The 21,003-nt window shown below is 69.9% G+C and carries 21 protein-coding genes; 5 read left to right on the top strand and 16 right to left on the bottom strand.

The features are described 5' to 3' along the window. Positions 1 to 10: 10 nt before the first annotated feature. From EDF40_RS10815 to EDF40_RS10805, 3 genes are read right to left on the bottom strand one after another with little or no spacing between them, the layout of a single operon-like run. The gene (locus EDF40_RS10815; RefSeq protein WP_123339494.1) at positions 11 to 790 is read right to left on the bottom strand and encodes an SURF1 family cytochrome oxidase biogenesis protein; all 780 of its coding nucleotides are present in this window, start codon (positions 788 to 790) and stop codon (positions 11 to 13) included. Between the two features lie 5 nt (positions 791 to 795). After that, complete coding sequence (locus tag EDF40_RS10810; RefSeq protein ID WP_123339493.1) at positions 796 to 2,247, bottom strand: cation:proton antiporter; 1,452 nt, start codon at positions 2,245 to 2,247, stop codon at positions 796 to 798. A 3-nt stretch (positions 2,248 to 2,250) separates the two neighbouring features. Continuing rightward, complete coding sequence (locus EDF40_RS10805; RefSeq protein ID WP_071260110.1) at positions 2,251 to 2,781, bottom strand: cation:proton antiporter regulatory subunit; 531 nt, start codon at positions 2,779 to 2,781, stop codon at positions 2,251 to 2,253. A gap of 75 nt (positions 2,782 to 2,856) precedes the next feature. Between EDF40_RS10805 and EDF40_RS10800 the strand changes: the two genes are divergently transcribed. Continuing rightward, positions 2,857 to 3,357, top strand: a complete 501-nt coding sequence (locus EDF40_RS10800) for a hypothetical protein (protein ID WP_123339492.1) — start codon at positions 2,857 to 2,859, stop codon at positions 3,355 to 3,357. A 220-nt stretch (positions 3,358 to 3,577) separates the two neighbouring features. On the opposite strand, the gene EDF40_RS10795 is transcribed toward EDF40_RS10800, so the two are convergent. The 7 genes from EDF40_RS10795 to EDF40_RS10770 all read right to left on the bottom strand — a co-directional run bounded on the left by EDF40_RS10795 (position 3,578) and on the right by EDF40_RS10770 (position 11,204). After that, the gene (locus tag EDF40_RS10795) at positions 3,578 to 5,464 is read right to left on the bottom strand and encodes a glycerol-3-phosphate dehydrogenase/oxidase (protein WP_123293182.1); all 1,887 of its coding nucleotides are present in this window, start codon (positions 5,462 to 5,464) and stop codon (positions 3,578 to 3,580) included. 65 nt (positions 5,465 to 5,529) lie between these two features. Further along, entirely contained in the window at positions 5,530 to 6,648 is a 1,119-nt protein-coding gene (locus tag EDF40_RS10790; protein WP_123339491.1) for a GuaB3 family IMP dehydrogenase-related protein, read from the bottom strand. 71 nt (positions 6,649 to 6,719) lie between these two features. Continuing rightward, positions 6,720 to 6,911, bottom strand: a complete 192-nt coding sequence (locus tag EDF40_RS18885) for a hypothetical protein (protein WP_123936942.1) — start codon at positions 6,909 to 6,911, stop codon at positions 6,720 to 6,722. A 189-nt stretch (positions 6,912 to 7,100) separates the two neighbouring features. After that, positions 7,101 to 7,919 (bottom strand): ABC transporter ATP-binding protein, encoded by an 819-nt coding sequence (locus tag EDF40_RS10785; RefSeq protein ID WP_123339490.1) that lies wholly within the window; start codon positions 7,917 to 7,919, stop codon positions 7,101 to 7,103. Then, positions 7,916 to 8,818, bottom strand: coding sequence for an ABC transporter ATP-binding protein (locus tag EDF40_RS10780; RefSeq protein ID WP_123293178.1), 903 nt, complete (start codon positions 8,816 to 8,818; stop codon positions 7,916 to 7,918). Before EDF40_RS10780 ends, EDF40_RS10785 begins: the two co-directional genes overlap by 4 nt. Further along, on the bottom strand, positions 8,811 to 9,797 hold the full coding sequence (locus tag EDF40_RS10775) for a branched-chain amino acid ABC transporter permease (RefSeq protein WP_123293176.1): 987 nt from the start codon (positions 9,795 to 9,797) through the stop codon (positions 8,811 to 8,813). The genes EDF40_RS10780 and EDF40_RS10775 overlap by 8 nt, the downstream gene beginning before the upstream one ends. Before the next feature lie 12 nt (positions 9,798 to 9,809). Then, the gene (locus EDF40_RS10770) at positions 9,810 to 11,204 is read right to left on the bottom strand and encodes a branched-chain amino acid ABC transporter permease (RefSeq protein ID WP_260212655.1); all 1,395 of its coding nucleotides are present in this window, start codon (positions 11,202 to 11,204) and stop codon (positions 9,810 to 9,812) included. Between the two features lie 242 nt (positions 11,205 to 11,446). On the opposite strand from EDF40_RS10770, the gene guaB reads away from it, so the two are divergent. The 3 genes from guaB (at position 11,447) to EDF40_RS10755 (ending at position 14,930) form a co-directional block, all read left to right on the top strand. Next, entirely contained in the window at positions 11,447 to 12,949 is a 1,503-nt protein-coding gene (gene guaB, locus EDF40_RS10765) for an IMP dehydrogenase (protein ID WP_123293173.1), read from the top strand. A 74-nt stretch (positions 12,950 to 13,023) separates the two neighbouring features. After that, positions 13,024 to 13,407: a VOC family protein gene (locus EDF40_RS10760; protein ID WP_123339488.1), complete on the top strand. Its 384-nt coding sequence runs from the start codon at positions 13,024 to 13,026 to the stop codon at positions 13,405 to 13,407. Between the two features lie 191 nt (positions 13,408 to 13,598). Then, positions 13,599 to 14,930, top strand: a complete 1,332-nt coding sequence (locus EDF40_RS10755) for an ABC transporter substrate-binding protein (protein ID WP_123339487.1) — start codon at positions 13,599 to 13,601, stop codon at positions 14,928 to 14,930. 147 nt (positions 14,931 to 15,077) lie between these two features. On the opposite strand, the gene rarD is transcribed toward EDF40_RS10755, so the two are convergent. After that, the gene (gene rarD / locus EDF40_RS10750; RefSeq protein WP_181437351.1) at positions 15,078 to 16,040 is read right to left on the bottom strand and encodes an EamA family transporter RarD; all 963 of its coding nucleotides are present in this window, start codon (positions 16,038 to 16,040) and stop codon (positions 15,078 to 15,080) included. A 154-nt stretch (positions 16,041 to 16,194) separates the two neighbouring features. Continuing rightward, positions 16,195 to 16,491: a co-chaperone GroES gene (groES, locus tag EDF40_RS10745; protein WP_110893972.1), complete on the bottom strand. Its 297-nt coding sequence runs from the start codon at positions 16,489 to 16,491 to the stop codon at positions 16,195 to 16,197. A gap of 160 nt (positions 16,492 to 16,651) precedes the next feature. Between groES and EDF40_RS10740 the strand changes: the two genes are divergently transcribed. Next, a complete protein-coding gene (locus EDF40_RS10740; protein ID WP_123339486.1) occupies positions 16,652 to 17,842 on the top strand; it encodes a class I SAM-dependent methyltransferase in 1,191 nt (396 codons plus the stop codon). On the opposite strand, the gene EDF40_RS10735 is transcribed toward EDF40_RS10740, so the two are convergent. The 4 genes from EDF40_RS10735 to tsaB all read right to left on the bottom strand — a co-directional run bounded on the left by EDF40_RS10735 (position 17,835) and on the right by tsaB (position 20,973). Next, a complete protein-coding gene (locus tag EDF40_RS10735) occupies positions 17,835 to 18,614 on the bottom strand; it encodes a DUF4190 domain-containing protein (protein WP_123339485.1) in 780 nt (259 codons plus the stop codon). The two genes, EDF40_RS10740 and EDF40_RS10735, sit on opposite strands and share 8 nt — an antisense overlap. 115 nt (positions 18,615 to 18,729) lie before the next feature. Beyond that, a complete protein-coding gene (gene tsaD, locus EDF40_RS10730) occupies positions 18,730 to 19,785 on the bottom strand; it encodes a tRNA (adenosine(37)-N6)-threonylcarbamoyltransferase complex transferase subunit TsaD (protein WP_123339484.1) in 1,056 nt (351 codons plus the stop codon). Further along, complete coding sequence (gene rimI / locus EDF40_RS10725; protein WP_185002969.1) at positions 19,772 to 20,341, bottom strand: ribosomal protein S18-alanine N-acetyltransferase; 570 nt, start codon at positions 20,339 to 20,341, stop codon at positions 19,772 to 19,774. The genes tsaD and rimI overlap by 14 nt, the downstream gene beginning before the upstream one ends. Beyond that, the gene (gene tsaB / locus EDF40_RS10720; RefSeq protein WP_123339483.1) at positions 20,338 to 20,973 is read right to left on the bottom strand and encodes a tRNA (adenosine(37)-N6)-threonylcarbamoyltransferase complex dimerization subunit type 1 TsaB; all 636 of its coding nucleotides are present in this window, start codon (positions 20,971 to 20,973) and stop codon (positions 20,338 to 20,340) included. The genes rimI and tsaB overlap by 4 nt, the downstream gene beginning before the upstream one ends. Positions 20,974 to 21,003: the final 30 nt, after the last annotated feature.

Here is a 21,003-nt window from a genome sequence, read left to right as displayed (position 1 = left end):
GACGACCAGCCTACCGTCGGTCCGCGAGGGCCCCGTCGACGCTGAGGGCAGCCTCACGCCGCTCCTCTTCCTCGCGCTCCCAGGCGTCCTTCACGAACCGGTACCAGAGGAACACCGCGAAGCCGGCGAAGACGACCCACTCGATCGCGTAGAACAGGTTCAGCCAGTCGAACTGGACCTCGCGCGACGGCGCCCGGTCGGCGATGGTGCCGAGGTCGGCGGCCTGCGCGGTGGCACCGTCGGCGACGACGTACCCGAGGTACATCCGGTCGTCGAACGCCTTCCACGTGTTCACGAAGCGCGCGGGTGCCACGGCGGAGTACTCCGCCTGCTTGTAGGTGTCCTGGTCGGGCGACTCGGCGGGGTAGTACCGGCCCTGCACCGTGAGCGTCTGCCCGTCCGTCAGGCGGTCACCACCGGCGACGGCGGCCGACCGTTGGTCGGACCACCCGATGACGACCGGGAGGCTCGCCCCACCATCCGAGTCCACCAAGTGCCCCACGGTCTGGTACGTCCCACCCCCGGTGCGGCCGGTCAGGATCGTGGTGTCGCCGGCGACGAACGTGCCGGTGACGGTGACCTTCTGGCCGGCGATGGTCTCGCTCGCGGGTTCTTCCGGGGCGGTGACCGCGTCGAGCGTCTTGCGGGTCTCGGTGGTCGCCGGCAGCGGCTTGCCGTTGGCGATGCTCCGCTCGAGCTGCCACTTGCCCAGCCCGGCGAACACCGCCGCGAGCACGAGCGCCAGCAACAGCAGCGCGATCCACCTCGGTCGTCGGGCAACGGCCCACATCTGTATCAGTACTCCGGATCGCGCTGTCGGACCGGACGCTCAGGGCGCTCGGTGGGGATCTCGACGGGCGACGTGACGGGTTCGTCGGTCGCCTCCGGTGACCCATTCTCCTGCTCGTCCCTGCCAGCGGCCTCCACGAGCGCGAACTCCTCTGCGAACTGGCGGTCCCGCTCGGCACGGCGGACCGCGGCGGCGGACGCTGCTTCGGCTTCCTCGGCCTCTGCTGCCTCGGCGGCGGCAGCCGCTGCGACCGCGCGGCGGCCACCGAGTCGTCCGCGCAGGCGGGCGAGGCGGGCGGGGCGCACCACGAGGCGGCCGATCCGCTCCGAGTTCACCGCGAGCAGCGGCCCGAGGATCGCCATGACGAGGACGTAGAGTCCCGCGAACGCGGTGATCCGGGATTCCAGTCCGGCGGCAGCCGAGAGCGTCGCGAGGATCAGCGCGAACTCGCCACGGTTCACCAGGATGACGGCGGTGTTGATCCCCTGCTGGACGTTGAAGCCGTTCATGCGCGCGACGATCTGCCCGGCGACCGCGTTGAGCACGACCGTCATGCCGATCGCACCGAGGACCGGCCAGAGCACCTCGCCGAAGGTCGACAGGTCGAGGCCGAGGCCGAAGTTCACGAAGAAGAACGCGGCGAAGACGTCGCGCATCGGCAGGGCGAGCTGTTCGATGCGGTCGCGGTACCGGGTGGCACCGCAGAGCAGACCGATGACGAACGCGCCGATGGCGTCGGTCACGCCGAGCAGGTCGCCGATGCCGCCGAACATCACGGCGAGCCCGAAGAACAGCACCGTGAACAGTTCGTCGTCCCGCGTCGCGAAGATCTTCGACACCCACTTGCCGGCGAACCGGGCGAGCGTGAACATCACGATGAGGAAGCCGAACGCGAGCGCGAGCTTGCCGACGACGGCCCAGGCATTGGTGTCGCCGGACAGCACGACCGAGACGATCGCCAGGTAGACGGCGATGAAGACGTCCTCGATGACCGTGACGCCCAGGATCATCGGGGTCTCGTCGTTCGCGAGTCGCCGCAGCTCGATGAGGAGCTTCGTGACGATCGCGCTCGACGAGGTGGCCGTCATGCCGGCGATGATCAGGGCTTCCCGGGTGCCCCAGCCGAGCGAGAACCCGAACGCGAACCCGACGCCCATGTTGATGACGACGTAGGTGCCGCCGGACACCAGGAGCTTGCCGGCGTTGCCGTAGAACTCCTCTTGGTCGAACTCCAACCCGAGGTTGAACAGCAGCAGGATGAGCCCGAACGTCGCGATGAGCTCGATCGTGTGCGACTCGACGTTCAGGCCGATCCACGGCGTGTGCGGGCTCGCGATGAGCCCGACGATCATGTAGATCGGGATCGCCGGCAGACCGATGGTCTTGCCGAGCCGCCCGAGCACGTAGGCGATGACGAACAGCACACCGATGGTGAGCAGTTCACCGCCCAGGTGCATGCGCTAGCTCTTCCGCGGGGCCTCGGCCGATGCGGCCGCAAGCTCTCCGCTGCGGTAGAAGGAGAAGGCCTTGGCGACCTTCTCGGGGGAACCGGCGACGACGATGGTGTCACCGGGGAAGACGACGAAGTCGGGCGAGGGTGCCGGGTTGGCGCTGTCGCCACGGACGACGGCCACGACGGTCAGGCCGATGAAGCCGGAGTCGTGCAGGTCGCCGAGCGGCTTGCCGGCGATCGCGTCGTCGTAGTCGACCGAGAACCAGTCGATGGACAGCCCGGGGATCTCGTCGAGCTTGTCGAGGCCCTCGGTGATCCGGGTGCCGCCCAGCAGTTCGGCGAGGGTGTGCGCCTCGTCCTCGCTGAGGCGCAGCGAGACCTTCTCGGACTTGTCCGCGCCGTCGGAGACGTCGGCGAACGAGATGAGGTCGGAGTGACCCGACCGGTGCGTGATGACACCGCACTTGCCACCGTCGTCGGTGTAGAAGCTGTGCAGCACGCCGACTCCGGGGAGTTTGACGCGATGGACGTCGACCATGATGGCTCCCTTTTCGAGTACGCCCATGCTAACCACCGCACGGCCCCGCGCATTCCGGTCGCTACTGTTCTGTGGATGGGGAGAACTCGGATCGTCGTCGGGGTCGTCGGGACGCTGGTCGTCACGCTGTACGCGGGGTTGCTGGCGCTCAACGCGCTCGTGCTCGATCCGCTCAGTGCGGTGCCGGGGCAGTCGCTCGGTGCGATCTACGGCCACCTCGACGCGCAGGGGTTCCAGGTGCGGACCGACGTCGTGGCCGTGCTCGTCATCGCGGCGGTCGGCACCGCGTTGGCGGTCACGGTCCTGATCGTGACACTGGTCCGGCGGACGACGGCGCACGTCACCGCTGCCTGGCTGCTGGCGATCGTGGCCGCCGGCGCCGTCCAGGTGTTCGGTTCCGGTTTCCAACTCGGGATGGACGTGGCCGACGGCTACGGCACCGGCGGCGAGGACCACACCATCTGGGCCGGTGTCCTCTACGTCGCCAGCCTCGTCGCGCTGCTCGCGATCCCGGTCGTGCTCGTCGTCGGCGAGCGACGCCGTGGCCGCACCGTGTCGGGGACGCTGGCCGTCTGACGGACGCGCCACGGGCCTCCCGTCCGCTCCGCCGTCTGCCTGGAGGCGCGGGTTGCGCCCGCAACACGCCGGCGTCTCGTCGAGACGCCCCGTCCACCGCGAGACGCCGCCGAATCCGGCGGCGTTTCGCCGACCAGGCGGCGCCGGAGCAACACGACGGCGTCTTGCGCCACCAGCGGACGCCGTCGTCTCGGTGACACGACGGCGTCTGCTGGCCGCGCTACTCCGGCTCGCTCGTCTTCTCCCCCACCACCTGCTCGTCGGACGCCTTCGCGCCCTCGGCGCCGCTGCTGCGGCCACCACCCACGACGACGTCGTCCTCGTCGAAACCGAACGCGATGTCCGGTGCCTCGAGCCGCACACGGTCAGCGCTCTCGTCGTCGGGCTGCAGCTGCGACTCGCGTTCCGCAGCCACACGCTTCAGGTAGTTCGACACCTCGTGCTCGGTGGTCTCCTGGTCCCAGCCGAGCACGTCGGCCATGAGCTTCGCGGCGACCGGGGCCGCCGACTCACCGCGGTCCCAGGCCTCGATCGAGATGCGGGTGCGGCGGGCGAGGACGTCCTCCAGGTGCAGGGCCCCCTCGTGCGAGGCGGCGTACACGACCTCGGCGCCGATGTAGTCGTCGGCTCCCGGCAGCGGCTCGGCCAGGGCGGGGTCCTGCTCGACGAGCTGCAGCACCTCGGTGGCCAGGGTGCCGTAGCGGTTCAGCAGGTGCTCGATGCGGACCTTGTGCACGTTGAAGCTGCGGGCGGTCCGTGCGCGACGGTTCCACGCGGCCGGGTAGCCCTCGGCCCCGAGCAGCGGGATGTCCTCGGTCGTCGACGCCGGGATCTTGCCGTCCATCGCGGCGACGGCCTCGTCGATGGCGTCCTTGCCCATCACCCGGTAGGTCGTCCACTTGCCGCCGGCGACCACGACGAGTCCGGGCACCGTGTGCGCCACCACGTGCTCGCGGCTCAGCTTCGAGGTCTGGTCGGACTCCCCCGCCAGCAGGGGACGGAGTCCGGCGTAGACGCCCTCGACGTCCTCACGGGTGAGCGGGACACGCAGCACCTTGTTGACGTGCTCGAGGATGTAGTCGATGTCGGCCGCGGTCGCCGCCGGGTGCGCCTTGTCGAGGTACCAGTCGGTGTCGGTCGTGCCGACCAGCCAGTGCCGGCCCCACGGGATCACGAACAGCACGCTCTTCTCGGTGCGCAGGATCATGCCCATGTTCGACTGGAACCGGTCGCGCGGGATGACCAGGTGCACGCCCTTCGACGCCCGCACCTTGAACTGCCCGCGGGTGCCGATCATCGCCTGGGTGTCGTCCGTCCAGACGCCCGTGGCGTTCACGACCTGCTTCGCGCGGATCTCGAACCGCTCACCGGTCTGGATGTCGTGGGCCTGCGCGCCGACCACGCGCTCCCCGACCTTGATGAAGCCCTCGATCCGGATCCGGCTCGCGGCGTGCGCACCGTAGGACGCCGCCGTGCGGACGAGCGAGGCCACGTAGCGGGCGTCGTCGACCTGGGCGTCGTAGTAGGTCATGCCGCCGACGAAGGCGTCCTTCTTGAGCGACGGCATCGAGCGGAGCACCTGCGTGCGGCTGAGGTGCCGGTGGTGCGGGACCCCGGGCGGACGACCGCCGGACCAACTGAAGGCGTCGTACATCGCCATGCCGATGCCGATGTAGAACCGCTCCCACACGCGGTGGTTGAGCGGGTAGAGGAAGCGCACCGGCTTCACCAGGTGCGGGGCGATCCGCTGCAGCAGCAGGCCGCGTTCGATGAGGGCCTCGCGCACGAGCCCGAAGTTCAACTGCTCCAGGTAGCGGATGCCACCGTGCACGAGCTTCGACGAACGGCTCGACGTGCCGGAACCCCAGTCACGAGCCTCGACGATGCCGACGGTCAGGCCACGGGTGACGGCGTCGAGCGCACTGCCCGCACCGACGATGCCGCCGCCCACGACCAGGACGTCGAGCTCCTTCGTCTTGAGGGTCTCGATCGCCGCCGCGCGTTCGTCGGGGCCGAGCTTGGCCGCGGGGTCGAACCCCGCCCCCGGCACGACGTCGCCAGGACGTCCGGCCGAACTGGTCTGCTTCGTGGTGCTGGACTTCGCCATCGTCGCCTCCGGGTCACGGTCGGCGCCGAAGCGTCACCCGCGTCGGTGCGCGGGTGCCACCAGGATCACTGGTGGTACGGCGCCACGACCACTTCTACTCGCTGGAACTCCTTGACGTCGGAGTATCCGGTCGTCGCCATCGAGCGGCGCAGCGCACCGACGAGGTTGGCGCGGCCGTCGAACGTCGGGGTCGGACCGTTCAGCACGTTCTCGAGCGGGGCGATCGTGCCCACCTCGACCCGGCGGCCGCGGGGCAGCTCCGGGTGGTGCGCCTCGGCACCCCAGTGGAAGCCGCCACCCGGTGCCTCGGTGGCACGGGCGAGCGCGGTGCCGAGCATGACGGCGTCCGCACCGACCGCGATCGCCTTGACGATGTCGCCGGCGGTGTCGAGACCGCCGTCGGCGATGACGTGCACGTAGCGGCCACCCGACTCGTCGAGGTAGTCACGACGCGCACCCGCGACGTCGGCGACCGCGGTGGCCATCGGCGCGTGGATGCCCAGCGCGGCACGCGTGGTGGACGCAGCGCCGCCGCCGAAGCCGACGAGGACACCGGCAGCACCCGTGCGCATGAGGTGCAGCGCCGACGTGTACGTCGAGGCACCGCCCACGATCACCGGGACGTCGAGCTCGTAGATGAACTTCTTGAGGTTGAGGGGCTCTTCGTTCTGCGACACGTGCTCGGCCGAGACCGTCGTGCCGCGGATGACGAACAGGTCGACACCGGCGTCGACGACCGTCTTCGAGAACTCCTGCGTGCGCTGCGGGCTGAGCGAGCCGGCGACCGGCACCCCGGCGGCGCGGATCTCGGCCAGGCGCGCGGTGATCAGCTCTGGCTTGATCGGCTCGGAGTAGATCTCCTGCATGCGCTTCGTGACGTTGCCGTCGGTGAGCGACTTGATCTCGTCGTAGTAGGGCGTCGGGTCCTCGTAGCGGGTCCACAGCCCCTCGAGGTCGAGCACGCCCAGGATGCCGAGCTTGCCCATCTGGATGACCGTGGCCGGCGAGGACACGGAGTCCATCGGCGCGGAGAGGATCGGCGACGCGAAGGTGAACGCGTCGATCGACCACTGCACGCTGACGTCGCGCGGATCACGCGTGCGCCTGGAGGGGACCACTGCGATGTCGTCGAACGCGTACGCCCGACGTCCGCGCTTGCCTGCACCGATCTCGACTTCGCTCACCCGGCAAGCCTACCGGGCAGGTCCGGGGGCGTGCACGGACCGGACGGTGCGGACCGCGGCGGGGGCCGCGGTCAGCGCGGGCGGCGCGGGGTCCGGCGTCGCTTGCGGAGCACCCGCAGCACGAAGCCGAGCAGAAGCGCGAGCACCACGAGGACGACGAGGAGCGCAGCCGCCACCTTCACGAGCAGCGCCGCACCGACGAACAGCGCGATGAAGACCACCCACACCAGGGCGTCCATCGCGCCCGCCGACAGTCTCTGCACCTGCGGAACGATACCGACCCGGCGGACGCGGGGCGGGCCTCCCGGCAGAACCGGAGCCGGCCACGCACCGTCGCGAGCCGACGGGGCCCCACGTGCAGGAGCGGGGCCGTGCGGCGCGAAGCGACCACGCACGGCCCCACCCGTCGCGGATACCACCCCCACAGCGGTACCCGCAGTCGACACAGTGCGCTAGCGCCCCGCGTCGACGTCCTTGGCGAGCGTCCCGAGGTACAGCTCGATGACCTTCGGGTCGTCCGCGAGTTCCTTCCCCGTGCCCGAGTACGCGTTCCTCCCCTGGTCGAGCACGTACCCACGATCGCAGATCTGCAGACAGCGTCGCGCGTTCTGCTCCACCATGACGATCGACACACCGGCCTTGTTGATCCGGCGGGTCCGCAGGAACGTCTCGTCCTGCCGCACCGGGGACAGTCCGGCGCTCGGCTCGTCGAGCAGCAGCACCTTCGGGTCCATCATGAGCGCACGTGCCATGGCGACCGACTGCCGCTCGCCGCCGGACAGGGACCCCGCCCGCTGACCGCGGCGCTGCGCGAGCACCGGGAACAGGTCGTAGATGACCTCGAGGCGCTCGGCGAACTTGCGGGGCCGCAGGTACAGCCCCATCTGCAGGTTCTCCTCGATGGACAGCGACGGGAACACGTTGTTCGTCTGCGGGACGAAGCCGACGCCGGCCTGCACGAGCTTGTTCGCCTTGAGGTTCGTGATGTCCTCACCCTGCAGCGTGACCGACCCCTCGCGGATCGACACGAGACCGAACAGGGCCTTGAGCAGCGTGGACTTGCCCGCGCCGTTCGGCCCGATGATCCCGATCAGCTCGCCGGGGTAGCAGTCCAGGTCGCAGCCGTTCAGGATGTTCACCCCCGGCAGGTAGCCGGCGACGAGGTTCTTCGCGCTCAGCACCGGCTCGCGTTGCAGCGTGGCGGTGCTCGCCTTCGGCGCTTCCGGACTGGAGGCGCTGCTCGCGTTCGTGGGGTCGACTGCGTCCGTCATCGGGTCTTCTCCTCTGCTGCTGCGTCCGCCGCGTCTTCTTCCGCGACTTCCTCCGCCAGTTCCTCGAAGGTCTCCTCGGTGAGGAGCGAGTCGTCACCCAGGTCGGTGTCGTGGTGCGCACCCAGGTACGCGTCGATGACCGCCTGGTCGTCCATCACGGTGTCCGCCGGCCCCTCGGCGACGACCTTGCCCTCGGCCATCACGACCACCCAGTCCGAGATGTGCCGGACCATGTGCATGTCGTGCTCGACGAACAGCACGGTCATGCCGTCGTCGCGCAGGGACTGGATGTGCCCGAGCAGCGACTGCGTCAGCGCGGGGTTCACGCCCGCCATCGGCTCGTCGAGCATGATCATCGTCGGGTCGGACATCAGTGCCCTGGCCATCTCGAGGAGCTTCCGCTGGCCGCCGGACAGCGACCCGGCGTAGTCGTCCGCCTTGTCGTCGAGCTTGAAGCGGGCGAGGAGGTCCTCGGCCTTCGCGGTGATCTCCCGCTCGCGCTTCGCCCACACCGGCTTGATCAGCGCGGCGAAGAAGTTCTCGCCGGGCTGGTCGCGGGCGCCGAGCAGCATGTTCTGCATCACGGTGAGCCGCGACAACGCCTTCGTCAGCTGGAAGGTACGGACCATGCCGCGGTTGGCGATGTGGGTCGCGCTGGTCTTCTGCAGCGTGGCACCGTTGAACTGCGTCCTGGCACCGGGGCTGGGCTTGTCGAAGCCGGTCAGCAGGTTGAAGAAGGTGGTCTTGCCGGCGCCGTTCGGGCCGATCAGGGCCGTGATGGAGCCGCGCTGGACCTCGAGGTGGTCGACGTCCACGGCGGTCATGCCGCCGAAGTGCCGGGTGACGCCGTCGACCGTCAGGATCGGGTCGGCCTTCGTGTAGCCGTAGGTCTCAGACACTGAACGTCAGCTCCTTCTTGTTGCCGAGCAGGCCCTGTGGTCGGAACACGATCAGGAGCATGAGCGCGACGCCGACGAGCACGTACGAGAACTGCTCGGCCTGCTGGGCGTTCATGATCGAGTCGGGGATGAAGTCGCCGGCCAGGGTGCGGATGAAGAGCCGGACGACGAAGAACAGCACCGCGCCGAGCACCGGTCCGAACACCGTCGCGGCACCACCGAGGATGAGCGCCGTCCAGATGAAGAACGTCATCGAGCGGCCCATGGCGTCCGGTTGCACCGAACTCGGCAGGACGTAGATGATCCCCGCCAGCGCTCCGAGCGCACCACCGAAGACGAGCGCCTGCATCTTGTACGAGTACACGTTCTTGCCGAGGGAGCGGACGGCGTCCTCGTCCTCGCGGATCGCCTTCAGGACACGGCCCCAGGGGCTGCGCATGAGCAGGAAGAGCACGAAGGTGAACAGCGCGACGAGGGCCCAGGCGGCGATGCGGATCCACCAGCCGTTGACGCCGTTGTTCGCGTAGGTGAACCAGAGGATGGTCGTGGTGCCGTCCGGCAGCGGGCTCAGGGCGGTGAACGGGTCGCGGTAGCTCGACCCGGTGATGCCGTTGGAGCCACCCGTCGTCGTGGTCAGCAGGCTGGAGCGGCCGACCATGCGGATGATCTCGGCGCCGGAGATCGTCACGATCGCCAGGTAGTCGCCGCGGAGCCGCAACGTCGGGACGCCGAGGATGATCGCGAACACGATGGCGACGAGCAGGGCGATGAGCACGGCCATCACGAACGGCAGCCCGTTCGTGATCGAGATCGCGAAGCCGTAGGCGCCGAGCAGCAGGAACGCCGCCTGCCCCATGTTCACGAGCCCGGTCAGGCCGAAGTGCACGTTCAGTCCGATGGCCGCCAGGGCGAACGCCGCCGTGGTCGGGGCGAGGGCCTCCTGGGTGAGCGAGGACAGCAGGTTGAGGATGTAGTCCATGCGCGTGCTCCCTTAGCCGACCCGCTCGGCGCGGCCGAAGATGCCCTGCGGCCGGAACAGCAGGATGAGGATGAGGATGACGAGGGCGGTGGCGTACTTGAAGTCACCGGGGAGCACGAGGTTCGTGAGCTCGACGACGACGCCGATGATCATCGACCCCACCAGCGCGCCGTACGCCGTGCCGAGACCGCCGAGGGTCACCGAGGCGAACATGAGCAGGAGCAGCTGCAGGCCGGTCTGCCAGTTCACGCCGTTCAGCACCAGGCCGAGCATCACGCCGGACAGGCCGGCGAGACCGGCGGCGAGCGTCCACACGAAGCGGATGACCCGGTCGACGTCGATGCCGGACGCCGCGGCGAGCGCCGGGTTGTCCGACACCGCCCGGGTGGCCCGGCCGAAGCGGGTCTTCGCCAGGAACAGGCCGGTGGCGATCAGGACGACCAGCGCGATGCCCATCGCCACGTAGGACTGCACCGTGAGCGTGACCCCGGCGAACCGGACGGTCTCGGGGTTGCCCTGCTGGATCCGGACGGTCGCGGCGCCGAAGAAGTACTGGAACGCGTACTGGGCGGCGATCGACAGTCCGATCGTCACGATCATGAGCTGCGTGAGGCTGATCCGCTTGCGCCGCAGTGGCCGCCAGATCCCGGCGTCCTGCAGGTACCCGGTCGCCGCGCACAGCAGCGTGACGACGATGCCGGTCACCCAGATGTTCCAGCCGAGCTGGTTCGCGAACACGTAGGCCAGCAGCCCGCCGAGGGTGACCTGCTCACCGTGCGAGAAGCTCGACAGCCCCGTCGTGCCGTAGATGAGCGAGAGGCCGATCGACGCCAGCGCGATGAGCAGGCCGAGACGGATCCCCGAGGCGAACTGCTGCCAGGCCCGCTGCGGGCTGACGCTCGACGAGTCGGTCGTGGTCGTGGCGCCCTTCTGGTCGGACAGCTGGAAGATCTGCCCGACGTTGGCGTTCAGGGTCGCCTGGACCTTGCGCTCCGCGTCCGCCGCGTTCGTCAGGTACTGGCCCTTCGGCAGGGTGTCCTGGTCGACGCTCACCGTGTACTCGCCGGCCGTGTCGACCGTGACGGACCAGCGGCCGTCGGCGTTCGTGGTGGCGGTCTCGTCGAAGCCGCTCGGTCCGGTCACGTCGACGTCGACGCCCTCGGCCGGTTCACGTTCGGAGTCGGTGATCGTGCCCTGGATGCACCCGTTGTCGGGGCTGACGGTGCACGCCTGGCTGGTGGCAGGCGCCGAGGTGGCGCTGAACGCCGGCAGGGTGACCGCCCAGTCGATCAGGAAGGTCGCCAGGAACGCGGCGACGAGCACGGCCGCGAGGACCGGTCGTCGCCGGGCCTGGCGGAGGCGGAACAGGCGCGGCTGCGCCCGTCCCGGAGGAGTGATGGATCCCACGGAAGAGCCTCTCGTTCGGATGTCGAGTGACGCTATGGGGATTGTGTGACACCCGTGTTTCCAACTCGTTCCCGCTGTGAGTCGTCGCGCAACCGTGACCTGTGTGGAGGAGAGCCGCGATCCGTTCTCCCAGGCGGAACGCGGAATAGCAGGACGGCCCACGCGCGTTACCATGTCCTATCCGGAACCCGCCGTTGCGTTCTCGGTGTCTCGACCACTTCACTCGCCCACGAAGGGGACCCATGGACCAGCCGGATCCGTTCGGATTCATCGGACTCACGTACGACGACGTCATGCTCCTGCCGGGGCACACCGACGTCATCCCGAGCGAGGCGTCCACCGCGTCCCGGCTCACCAGGCGGATCTCCGTCAACGTCCCGCTGCTCTCCGCAGCGATGGACACCGTCACCGAAGCCCGCATGGCCATCGCCATGGCGCGGCAGGGTGGCATCGGGATCCTGCACCGCAACCTCTCCATCGAGGACCAGGCCGCCTACGTCGACAAGGTCAAGCGCTCCGAGTCGGGCATGATCACCAACCCGGTGACCACCACCCCGGACGCCACCGTGGCCGAGGTCGACGCGATCTGCGGACAGTTCCGTGTCTCCGGCCTGCCCGTGGTCGAAGCGGACGGCACCCTCGTCGGCATCATCACCAACCGCGACATGCGGTTCGTGGCGACGTTCGAGCAGTCGACCACCTTCGTGCGCGACGTCATGACCAAGGCGCCGCTGATCACCGCGATGGAGGGCATCGACCCCGAAGAAGCCATCGCGATCTTCGCGCAGCACAAGATTGAGAAGCTCCCGCTGGTGGACGCCGAGGGCAAGCTCCGCGGCCTCATCACCGTCAAGGACTTCGACAAGAGCGAGCAGTACCCGGACGCCACCAAGGACGACGAGGGCCGACTGCGCGTCGGTGCCGCGATCGGCTTCTTCGGGGACGCCTGGCAGCGTGCCGAGGCCCTGCGTGACGCGGGCGTCGACGTGCTCGTGGTCGACACCGCCAACGGCGAGAGCGAAGGCGTGCTGGACATGGTGCGCCGCCTCAAGGCCGACCCGTCCTTCGCGGACATCGACGTCATCGGCGGCAACGTCGCGACGCGTGCCGGTGCGCAGGCGCTCATCGACGCCGGTGTCGACGCCGTCAAGGTCGGTGTCGGACCCGGCTCGATCTGCACCACCCGCGTCGTCGCCGGCGTCGGCGTCCCGCAGGTCACCGCCGTGTACGAGGCGTCCCTCGCTGCGCGCGAGGCCGGCGTGCCGATCATCGCCGACGGCGGTCTGCAGTACTCGGGCGACATCGCCAAGGCCCTGGTGGCCGGTGCCGACACCGTCATGCTCGGTTCGCTGCTGGCCGGCACGGACGAGTCCCCCGGCGACCTGGTCTTCGTGGGCGGCAAGCAGTTCAAGGCGTACCGCGGGATGGGCTCCCTGGGCGCACTGCAGACCCGCGGCAAGAAGACCTCGTACTCGAAGGACCGCTACTTCCAGGCCGACGTCCCCAACGACGACAAGCTGATCCCCGAGGGCATCGAGGGCCAGGTGCCCTACCGCGGCTCGGTCGGCAACGTCGTGTACCAGCTCACCGGTGGACTCCGGCAGTCGATGTTCTACGTCGGCGGCCGCACGATCCCGGAGCTCAAGGCCCGCGGCAAGTTCGTCCGCATCACGGCTGCCGGGCTCAAGGAGTCGCACCCGCACGACGTCCAGATGGTCGTCGAGGCGCCGAACTACCGCAGCTGAGCCGACTGCACCCCGAACGCCCCGCTCCCCACCGGAGCGGGGCGTTCGTCGTCTGCCGGCAGTAGTGTCACGGCATGGTCAGCGCCGTCTCCCACACCACGATCGACTGCCGTGACGCCTTCGCTCTGTCGGAGTGGTGGAAGCAGGTCCTCGGCTACGTCGACATCGCCGACGACCCGAACGGCCCCGGGCACGAGGAGTGCATGATCACCGCACCCGACGGCTCGCACCAGGTGCTGTTCATCCAGGTCCCCGAGGTGAAGTCCGTGAAGAACCGGATCCACTTCGACCTGCGTCCCGCCGACCGCACGCGTGATGCCGAAGTCGAGCGGCTGCGGGGCATCGGCGCGACCGAACTCGCGGACCTGCGACACGACGACGGTGGGTGGGTCGTGTTCGCCGATCCGGAGGGCAACGAGTTCTGCGTGCTGCGTTCCGCGGCTGAACTCGACGCCTGACACACGGGCTGCGCGGCTCGCCGATCCCTGATCCTCCGCACAGAAACGATCACGGCTCGGTAACGAAACACTTTCCGTACCGCCCCGTCACACGGGCGAAACACCGGGACCCTACGTTTCTCGACATCCAGTGGAGGCGCCGCGTTCGACCCGAAGCGGCACGGCCTCCGCGCAGAGAAAGGGCTCCACGGATGATCAGAACCACCCGTGCCACCACGGCACTGGCGTTGGCAGGCGCAGTAGCCGTCCTGCTCGCCGCGTGTTCCACCACCAGCAGCGGCGACTCCCCGTCCAGCTCGGCGTCGAGCGGTGCGAAGAAGGACCCCGCCGCCAGTTGCAAGGCCCCCGACACCCCCAGCACCGACGCACTGAAGATCGGCACGATCCTGCCGCTCACCGGTTCGCTGGCGTACCTGAACCCGCCCGCCGAGTCCGGTGTCGGCCTCGCGGTCAAGGACATCAACGCCGCGGGCGGCGTCCTCGACAAGGACGTCACCATCGACCCGGCGACGGACTCGGGCGACAGCAACGACATGACCGTGTCGAGCTCGGCCGCGACGAAGCTCGTGAACGCGAAGGTCCCGGTCGCGATCGGCGCGGAGTCCTCGTCGGTCACGCTCAACGTCATCGACCAGCTCACCAGCAACTGCATCGTCGAGATCTCGCCCGCGAACACCGCGAGCGACCTCTCCGGCTACTCGTCGTACTACTACCGGACCGCTCCGCCGGACTCGGTGCAGGGTTCGGCGCTCGGTCAGCTCGTGACCGGTGACGGCAACGCCAAGGTCGCATTCCTCGTCTTCAACGACACCTACGGCACGGGCCTCCGCAACTCGGTGCAGTCCGCGGTCGAGGCCTCCGGTGGCCAGGTCGTCTACGGCGGCAAGGGCGAGGGCCAGGAGTTCCCGCCCGGTCAGACCACGTTCTCGTCCGAGGTGACGGCCGCACTCGCAGCCAAGCCGGACGCGATCGTCGTCCTGGCCTTCGACGAGACGAAGTCGATCATCCCGGAGCTCGTCTCGCAGGGCAACACGGCGAAGATCTACATGTCGGACGGCAACACGGCGGACTACTCGAAGGACTTCGACAAGGGCACCCTGACCGGCGCCCAGGGCACCATCCCCGGTGCTTCGCCGAAGGACGACTTCAAGAAGCAGCTGTCCGACTTCTACAAGGAGTCGTCGAACAAGACGCTCGCCGACTACTCGTACGCGGCGGAGTCCTACGACGCCACCGTCCTCGCCGCCCTCGCTGCGGTGAAGGGCAAGGGCACCGACTCGGGCACGATCCAGGCCAACATGGCCGCGGTCTCCGGAGCGGACGGCGGCACCGAGTGCGCCACGTTCAAGGAGTGCGTCGCGCTGCTCGACGACGGCAAGGACATCCACTACACCGGCCCGTCGGGCATCGGTCCGTTCGACGACAACAACGACCCGTCGAGCGCCTACATCGGCATCTACAAGTTCGACGGCGACAACAAGCCCGTCTACCAGAGCGCCATCCAGGGCGCGGTCAAGAAGTAGGGCACCGGCTCCACCTCACGAAAGCGACAGTCCCCTGCGGATCATCCGCAGGGGACTGTCGCTTTCGCGTTGGGGACGGGCAGCGGCAGCGCAGGAGCGTCGCTTTCGCGTGTGGGACGGGCGGACGGGAGGCCCGGGGTGCGTCCGTCAGGCAGGCTCGGCCGGAGCAGGTGCAAGCGCTCGGCGACGGGACGCCCGCGCGGCGGCGAACGAGTCCGCCGTCAGCACCACGAGCGCCAACCACACGATCCCGAAGCCGAACCAGCGCGCGGGCGGCATCGCCTCGTGCTGCACCACCACACCGACGAGCAGCTGCATCACGGGCGCGAGGTACTGCGTCAGCCCGAGGGTCGACAGGCTCACCCGCCGCGCCGAGGACGCGAAGAGCAGGAGTGGGACAGCCGTCGCCGGGCCGGTGAGCACCGTCACCAGGACGTGCACCCAACCCTCGCTCGTGAACGTCACGCCCCCGCCGAGGCCCGTCGCACCGAGCACGACCAGCGCCACGACCGCGATCGGCAGCAGCCACACGGTCTCGATCGTCAGGCCACTCAGCGCGTCGACGGTGCCACCGACCCGCTTCTTCACCAGGCCGTACAGGCCGAAGGAACACGCGAGCACCAGCGAGATCCACGGCACCTGGCCGTAGCCGACGGCGATCACGACGACCGCCACGACGCTGATGCCGACCGCGGCCCACTGCGCCGGCCGCAGGCGTTCGCGGAGCACGACGACGCCGAGCGCGATCGTGACCAGGGGGTTGATGAAGTACCCGAGCGCGGCCTCGACGGTGTGGCCGGTCGTGGTCGCCAGGACGTACACGGTCCAGTTCACCAGGATGAGGACCGCGGCGAGCCCCATCACCGCCATCACCCGGCGCTGCGCCATCAGGGTGCGGGTGCGGAGCCACGAGCGGGTGACGGCGATCGCGACCGCGCAGAACACCAGCCCGAAGACGATGCGCCAGGCGACGATCTCGAACGCGCCGGCCGGGGCCATCGCCGCGAAGAGCAGGGGCATGAGGCCCCAGAGCCCGTACGCGATGATCGCCTGCACCACGCCGACGGATGCCTCGCTGCGGACGGGTCGCGCGGGACTCGGTTCACTCACGGAACCATCCTAGGAACGGCCGCCGACGGGCCGGGCGTGCCACGGGCCTCCCGGTCGGAGCACGTGCACGCGACGGACCCGCCGGGAGCCCGCAGACGCACGAACGCCCCGCCGGCCGACAGGCCGAACGGGGCGTTCGCGTGGAGTACTGAACTCAGTTGACGACGACCGCGAGGACGTCGCGGGCCGACAGGACCAGCAGGTCCTCGCCCGAGTACTTGACCTCGGTTCCGCCGTACTTGGAGTAGATGACCTTGTCACCCACGGCGACGTCCAGCGGGACGCGGTTGCCGTTGTCGTCGATGCGACCCGGACCCACGGCGACGACCTCGCCCTCCTGGGGCTTCTCCTTCGCGGTGTCGGGGATGACCAGACCGGATGCAGTGGTCTGCTCCGCCTCGACCTGGCGGATGACGATGCGATCCTCGAGCGGCTTGATGCTGACGGCCACGGTGACCTCTTCTTTCTCGGTACGGACTCGGTACAGATGAAAACCGGGTTGGCACTACGCACAGGAGAGTGCCAACGCCAACTCTAGGGGGACACTGGCACTCGGTCAATCCGAGTGCCAGCACATCAGGGGAACATCCAGCACCTGGGAGGATCGGGACATGGAAGCCGCCGAACTCGCCGCACTGCTGACCCCCGACGGGATGGCCCTGCTCGACCGTACCCCCGGCGTCTCGGACGGCGGCGAGATCGTCCGGGTGGTGTCGCGGCTCCGGGCCGAGGGCCACGACCCGCAGCTCGTCGCGGCGGTCCTCACCCAGGCCAAGCTCCGGCTCAAGGCCCGTGGCAAGTTCGGCGACTTCGCCGCGCGCATGCTCTTCACCGAGGCCGGACTCGAGCAGGCCACTCGGCTGCAGGTCGCCGCGCAGCACGCCGGACGCTTCGCCGCTGCCGGCCTGACCCGGGTCGCCGACCTCGGGTGCGGGATCGGCGGCGACGCGATGGCCATGGCGGCGCTCGACCTCGACGTCACTGCGGTCGACCGCGACGAGGTCACCGCAGCGGTCGCGACGCACAACCTGGCGGTGTGGCCGAACGCGCGGGTCGAACTCGGTGACGCAGCGGCCTTCGACCTCGGTTCGGTGGACGGCGTCTGGATGGACCCGGCCCGCCGGACGAGCGGCCACTCCGACACCCGCCGACTGGCCGACCCGGACGACTGGTCGCCGTCGCTCGACACCGTGTTCGCGGCCGCGACGCACACCCCAACGGGCGTGAAGCTCGGTCCCGGGATCGACCGCGACCTGATCCCGGACACGGCCGAAGCACAGTGGACGTCCGTCGACCGCGAGGTCGTCGAGCTCGCGCTGTGGTTCGGGCCCCTCGCCCGGCCGGGCATCCGCCGCGCCGCCACGGTGATCGGTGCGCACGGCATCGCCGAGATGACCGGCCCGGCGGACGCCGAGGACGCCGGGGTGGGGCCGCTCGGTGCCCACCTGTACGAGCCGGACGGCGCCGTCATCCGCGCGCGACTCATCGGGGACCTGGCACGCGACCTGGACGGCCACATGCTGTCCGACGGGATCGCGTACGTGACCTCGGACCGTGCCGTGTCGACGCCCTTCGCCCAGGGCTTCCGGGTGCTCGACACCATGCCGCTCGACGTGAAGCGGCTGTCAGCGCGACTCGCCGCCGACGACATCGGCACCGTCGAGATCAAGAAGCGCGGCGTCGACGTCGACCCGGCGCAGTTCCGCAAGCGGCTGCGGCTGCGCGGGACCGGCCGGGTCACGCTCGTCCTCACCCGGCTGGAGGGTCGGCACACCGCGATCCTGTGCGAACGGCTCAGCTGAGGAACGCGCCGGTGCCCGAGTCGTAGCCGTAGTCGGAGTAGCCGCTCTGGCCGACCGCCGCGATGAAGATGATGAAGGCGATCCAGATCAGCCAGACGCCGGTCATCACCCAGCCGGCGATGATGCCGGTCAGGGCGAGCCCTCGGCCGGCCTCACCGTTCTGCTTGATCTTGCCGAGTGCGACGTGGCCGAGGATCGCGCCGGCCGGGCCGAGCAGGATCGCGATGAACCACATCGGGACGGCGGCGAGGCCGAACACGATCGACAGGATCGCCAGCGTGTTCGTCTTCGGGCGCTGCGCGTAGGGCTGGTACCCCGTCGCACCGTAGGCACCCGCCGGCGCGTACGGCTGCTGCTGCGGCTGCGCGTAGGGGTTCTGACCGCCCTGCTGCGCGTACGGGTTCTGCTGGCCGTACGGGTTCTGGGCGGCGCCGTACGGGTCCTGCGGCGCCTGCGGTGCCGAGTACGGGTTCTGCGGCTGCTGCGGCTGCTGCGGCTGCTGCGGAGCCGCGTACGGGTTCGACGGCTGCGGCTGGCCGTACGGGTTGGACTGCTGCGGCTGACCGTAGGGGTTCGGCTGCTGCGGTGCCGCGTACGGGTTCGACGGCTGCTGCTGCCCGTACGGGTTCTGCGGCTGCTCGGGAGCCGACGGGGCCTGGGGTGCGTCGGGGGCCTGCGGTGCATCCGGAGCGGGCGTCCCCTCGGGCTGCCCGCCGGTCGTACCGCCCGGCGTCGTCTCGCCCGGCTTCGGCCACTCGTTCTGATCGGACACCGTCCACCCCTCTCGGCGCCCGGTCTCTCCGACGCCACGTGAATCCTCCCACAGGCACCCGAGGGCCGACCGGTCGGGGCCCGGACGGTTCAGACCGGGTCGGGGCCCGGACGGTTCAGACCTGGACGGTCGTCACCGGCAACGTCGAGTCGGCCGCGATCCCGAGGTCGCTCGGCGAGTGCCCCTCGGCGACCAGGCGTGCACCGACGGCCGCGATCATGGCGCCGTTGTCCGTGCACAGGTCGAACGGCGGGATCCGCAGCTGCACGCCCGCGGCGGCGCACCGTTCCTCGGCGACCTGCCGCAGTCGGGCGTTCGCGACCACACCGCCACCGAGCAGGAGCCGGTCCACGCCGGTGTCGCGGCACGCGTTCAGGGCCTTGGTCAGCAGGACGTCCACGACCGCTTCGCGGAAGCTCGCCGCGACGTCGGCCACGGGCACCTCGCGCCCTTCGTCGCGGCAGCGCTCGACCCAACGGGCGACGGCGGTCTTCAGCCCGGAGAACGAGAAGTCGTACCGGTGCGCGGCCAGGTCCTTCGGCAGCGTCAGGCCGCGGGGGAACCGGATGGCCTTCGGGTCGCCGTCCGCCGCGGCCCGGTCGATCTGCGGCCCGCCGGGGTACGGCAGCCCGAGCAGCCGCGCGACCTTGTCGAACGCTTCACCCGCGGCGTCGTCGATGGTCTCGCCGAGCAGTTCGACGTCGCCGACCAGGTCCTTCACGAGCAGCAGCGAGGTGTGCCCGCCGGACACCAGCAGTGCGATCGTCGGCAGCTCGATGTCGCTGCCGTCCGTGCGCAGGACGTCGGCGCCGACGTGCCCGACCAGGTGGTTCACGCCGTACAGGGGCTTGCCGGTGGCAACGGCGAGCGCCTTCGCGGCACCCACACCGACCATGAGCGCGCCCGCCAGACCCGGCCCGGCGGTGACCGCGACGGCGTCGAGTTCGTCGAGGGTGACCCCGGCCCGCTCGAGTGCCTCGTGCAGCGTCGGGGTCATCGCCTCGAGGTGCGCCCGCGCGGCGACCTCGGGCACGACGCCGCCGTACCGGGCGTGCTCGTCCATGCTCGACGCGATGACGTTCGCGAGCAGGGTGCTCCCCCGCACGATCCCGACACCCGTCTCGTCGCAGCTCGTCTCGATGCCGAGCACCAGTGGTTCAGCCACGCTCATCGAGCGCCTCCTGTCCGATCGGGCCGACGGTCGACGCCGTCGGCGTCGGCGTCGGCGTCGGCGCCGCGTCTGCTGCGACCGGCAGCTCCGCCCGCATCACCCACGCGTCGACGCCGTCCGGCTGGTAGTAGCGGGGCCGGGTCGCGATGTGCTCGAACCCGAACGCCCTGTACATCGACTGCGCGACGGGGTTGTCGGCGCGCACCTCGAGGAACACCTCGCGCACACCGCGGCGACGAGCCTCGTCGAGGAGTTCCGTGAACAGCACCCGCCCGAGTCCCTTGCCGCGCTGCTCGGCTGCGACCGCGATTGTCTGCACGTCGGCGACCGGGTTGCCCGCCAGCGAGGACAGTCCGGCGTACCCGACGACCGACGGCGCGGCCGAGTCGTCGACGGTCTCGATCACGACGTAGTACCCGTGCGGCGAGTACAGCTCGCCCGACATCTGCGACGCCGACCACGCGTCCGTCGGGAACGAGACGTGCTCGAGCCACATGATGTCGTCGAGGTCCTGCGGGTGCGCCCGCCGCAGGCGGAGCCCGTCCGGCACCGTCACTGCTTCACCCGTTTCGGCGCACCCGGCACCGTGACGTCGGGTTCCCGCAGGTAGAGCGGGGCGTCCTGGTCGAACCCCGCGCCGGACCGCAGGCGGTCCGCGGCGAGTGATCCGAGCCTCCAGGCAGGGATGGACAGGGCCGTCACGCGGTCCCAGCCCACCGCTTCGGGCCGGGAGGCACGGATCGCCTCGTCGAGATCGGCGGGCTTGGCGAGACCCGGACCCGCAACGCGCGTGCCGGTCTGGTCGTACGCGCTCCAGTAGACCTCGCGGCGGCGGGCGTCCGTCAGGACGACGAACGGTCCGTCTCGTCGGCCGTCGCGCTCGTCGGCCGCGACCGCGTCGTGGCTCACGAGCGGCAGGACGGGCACGCCGACCGCGGCGGCGAAGGTGCGGGCGGCGGCGATGCCGACGCGCAGACCGGTGAACGGGCCGGGGCCCATGCCGGCGACGACGCCCGTGACGTCCGCGCCGGTGATGCCGGCCTCGGCGAGCGCCTCGGCCAGGAACGGGCCGATCACCTCGGCGTGCCGGCGGCTGTCCTCGGTGTCGCGGGTGGCGAGGGGATTGCCGGTGGCCGGGTCGACGACGGCCACGGACGTTCCGGCGGAGGTGTCGATGGCGAGGAGCACCCGTCCATCGTAGGCGGGGTGGGGCGACGT

The sequence above is a fragment of the Curtobacterium sp. PhB170 genome (assembly GCF_003752345.1).
Classification (GTDB): domain Bacteria; phylum Actinomycetota; class Actinomycetes; order Actinomycetales; family Microbacteriaceae; genus Curtobacterium.
Note: the sequence above shows the minus strand (reverse complement) of the source record. Positions and strands in the feature narration are given on the sequence as shown.

Coding starts and splice junctions, on each gene's coding strand:
- EDF40_RS10810 (WP_123339493.1), bottom strand. CDS start 2,247: ATGCACCTGGGCGGTGAACTGCTCACCATCGGTGTGCTGTTCGTCATC.
- EDF40_RS10800 (WP_123339492.1), top strand. CDS start 2,857: ATGGGGAGAACTCGGATCGTCGTCGGGGTCGTCGGGACGCTGGTCGTC.
- EDF40_RS10740 (WP_123339486.1), top strand. CDS start 16,652: ATGGAAGCCGCCGAACTCGCCGCACTGCTGACCCCCGACGGGATGGCC.
- EDF40_RS10775 (WP_123293176.1), bottom strand. CDS start 9,797: ATGGACTACATCCTCAACCTGCTGTCCTCGCTCACCCAGGAGGCCCTC.
- EDF40_RS10815 (WP_123339494.1), bottom strand. CDS start 790: ATGTGGGCCGTTGCCCGACGACCGAGGTGGATCGCGCTGCTGTTGCTG.
- EDF40_RS10755 (WP_123339487.1), top strand. CDS start 13,599: ATGATCAGAACCACCCGTGCCACCACGGCACTGGCGTTGGCAGGCGCA.
- EDF40_RS10805 (WP_071260110.1), bottom strand. CDS start 2,781: ATGGTCGACGTCCATCGCGTCAAACTCCCCGGAGTCGGCGTGCTGCAC.
- EDF40_RS10795 (WP_123293182.1), bottom strand. CDS start 5,464: ATGGCGAAGTCCAGCACCACGAAGCAGACCAGTTCGGCCGGACGTCCT.
- EDF40_RS10760 (WP_123339488.1), top strand. CDS start 13,024: ATGGTCAGCGCCGTCTCCCACACCACGATCGACTGCCGTGACGCCTTC.
- guaB (WP_123293173.1), top strand. CDS start 11,447: ATGGACCAGCCGGATCCGTTCGGATTCATCGGACTCACGTACGACGAC.
- tsaD (WP_123339484.1), bottom strand. CDS start 19,785: ATGAGCGTGGCTGAACCACTGGTGCTCGGCATCGAGACGAGCTGCGAC.
- EDF40_RS10785 (WP_123339490.1), bottom strand. CDS start 7,919: ATGACGGACGCAGTCGACCCCACGAACGCGAGCAGCGCCTCCAGTCCG.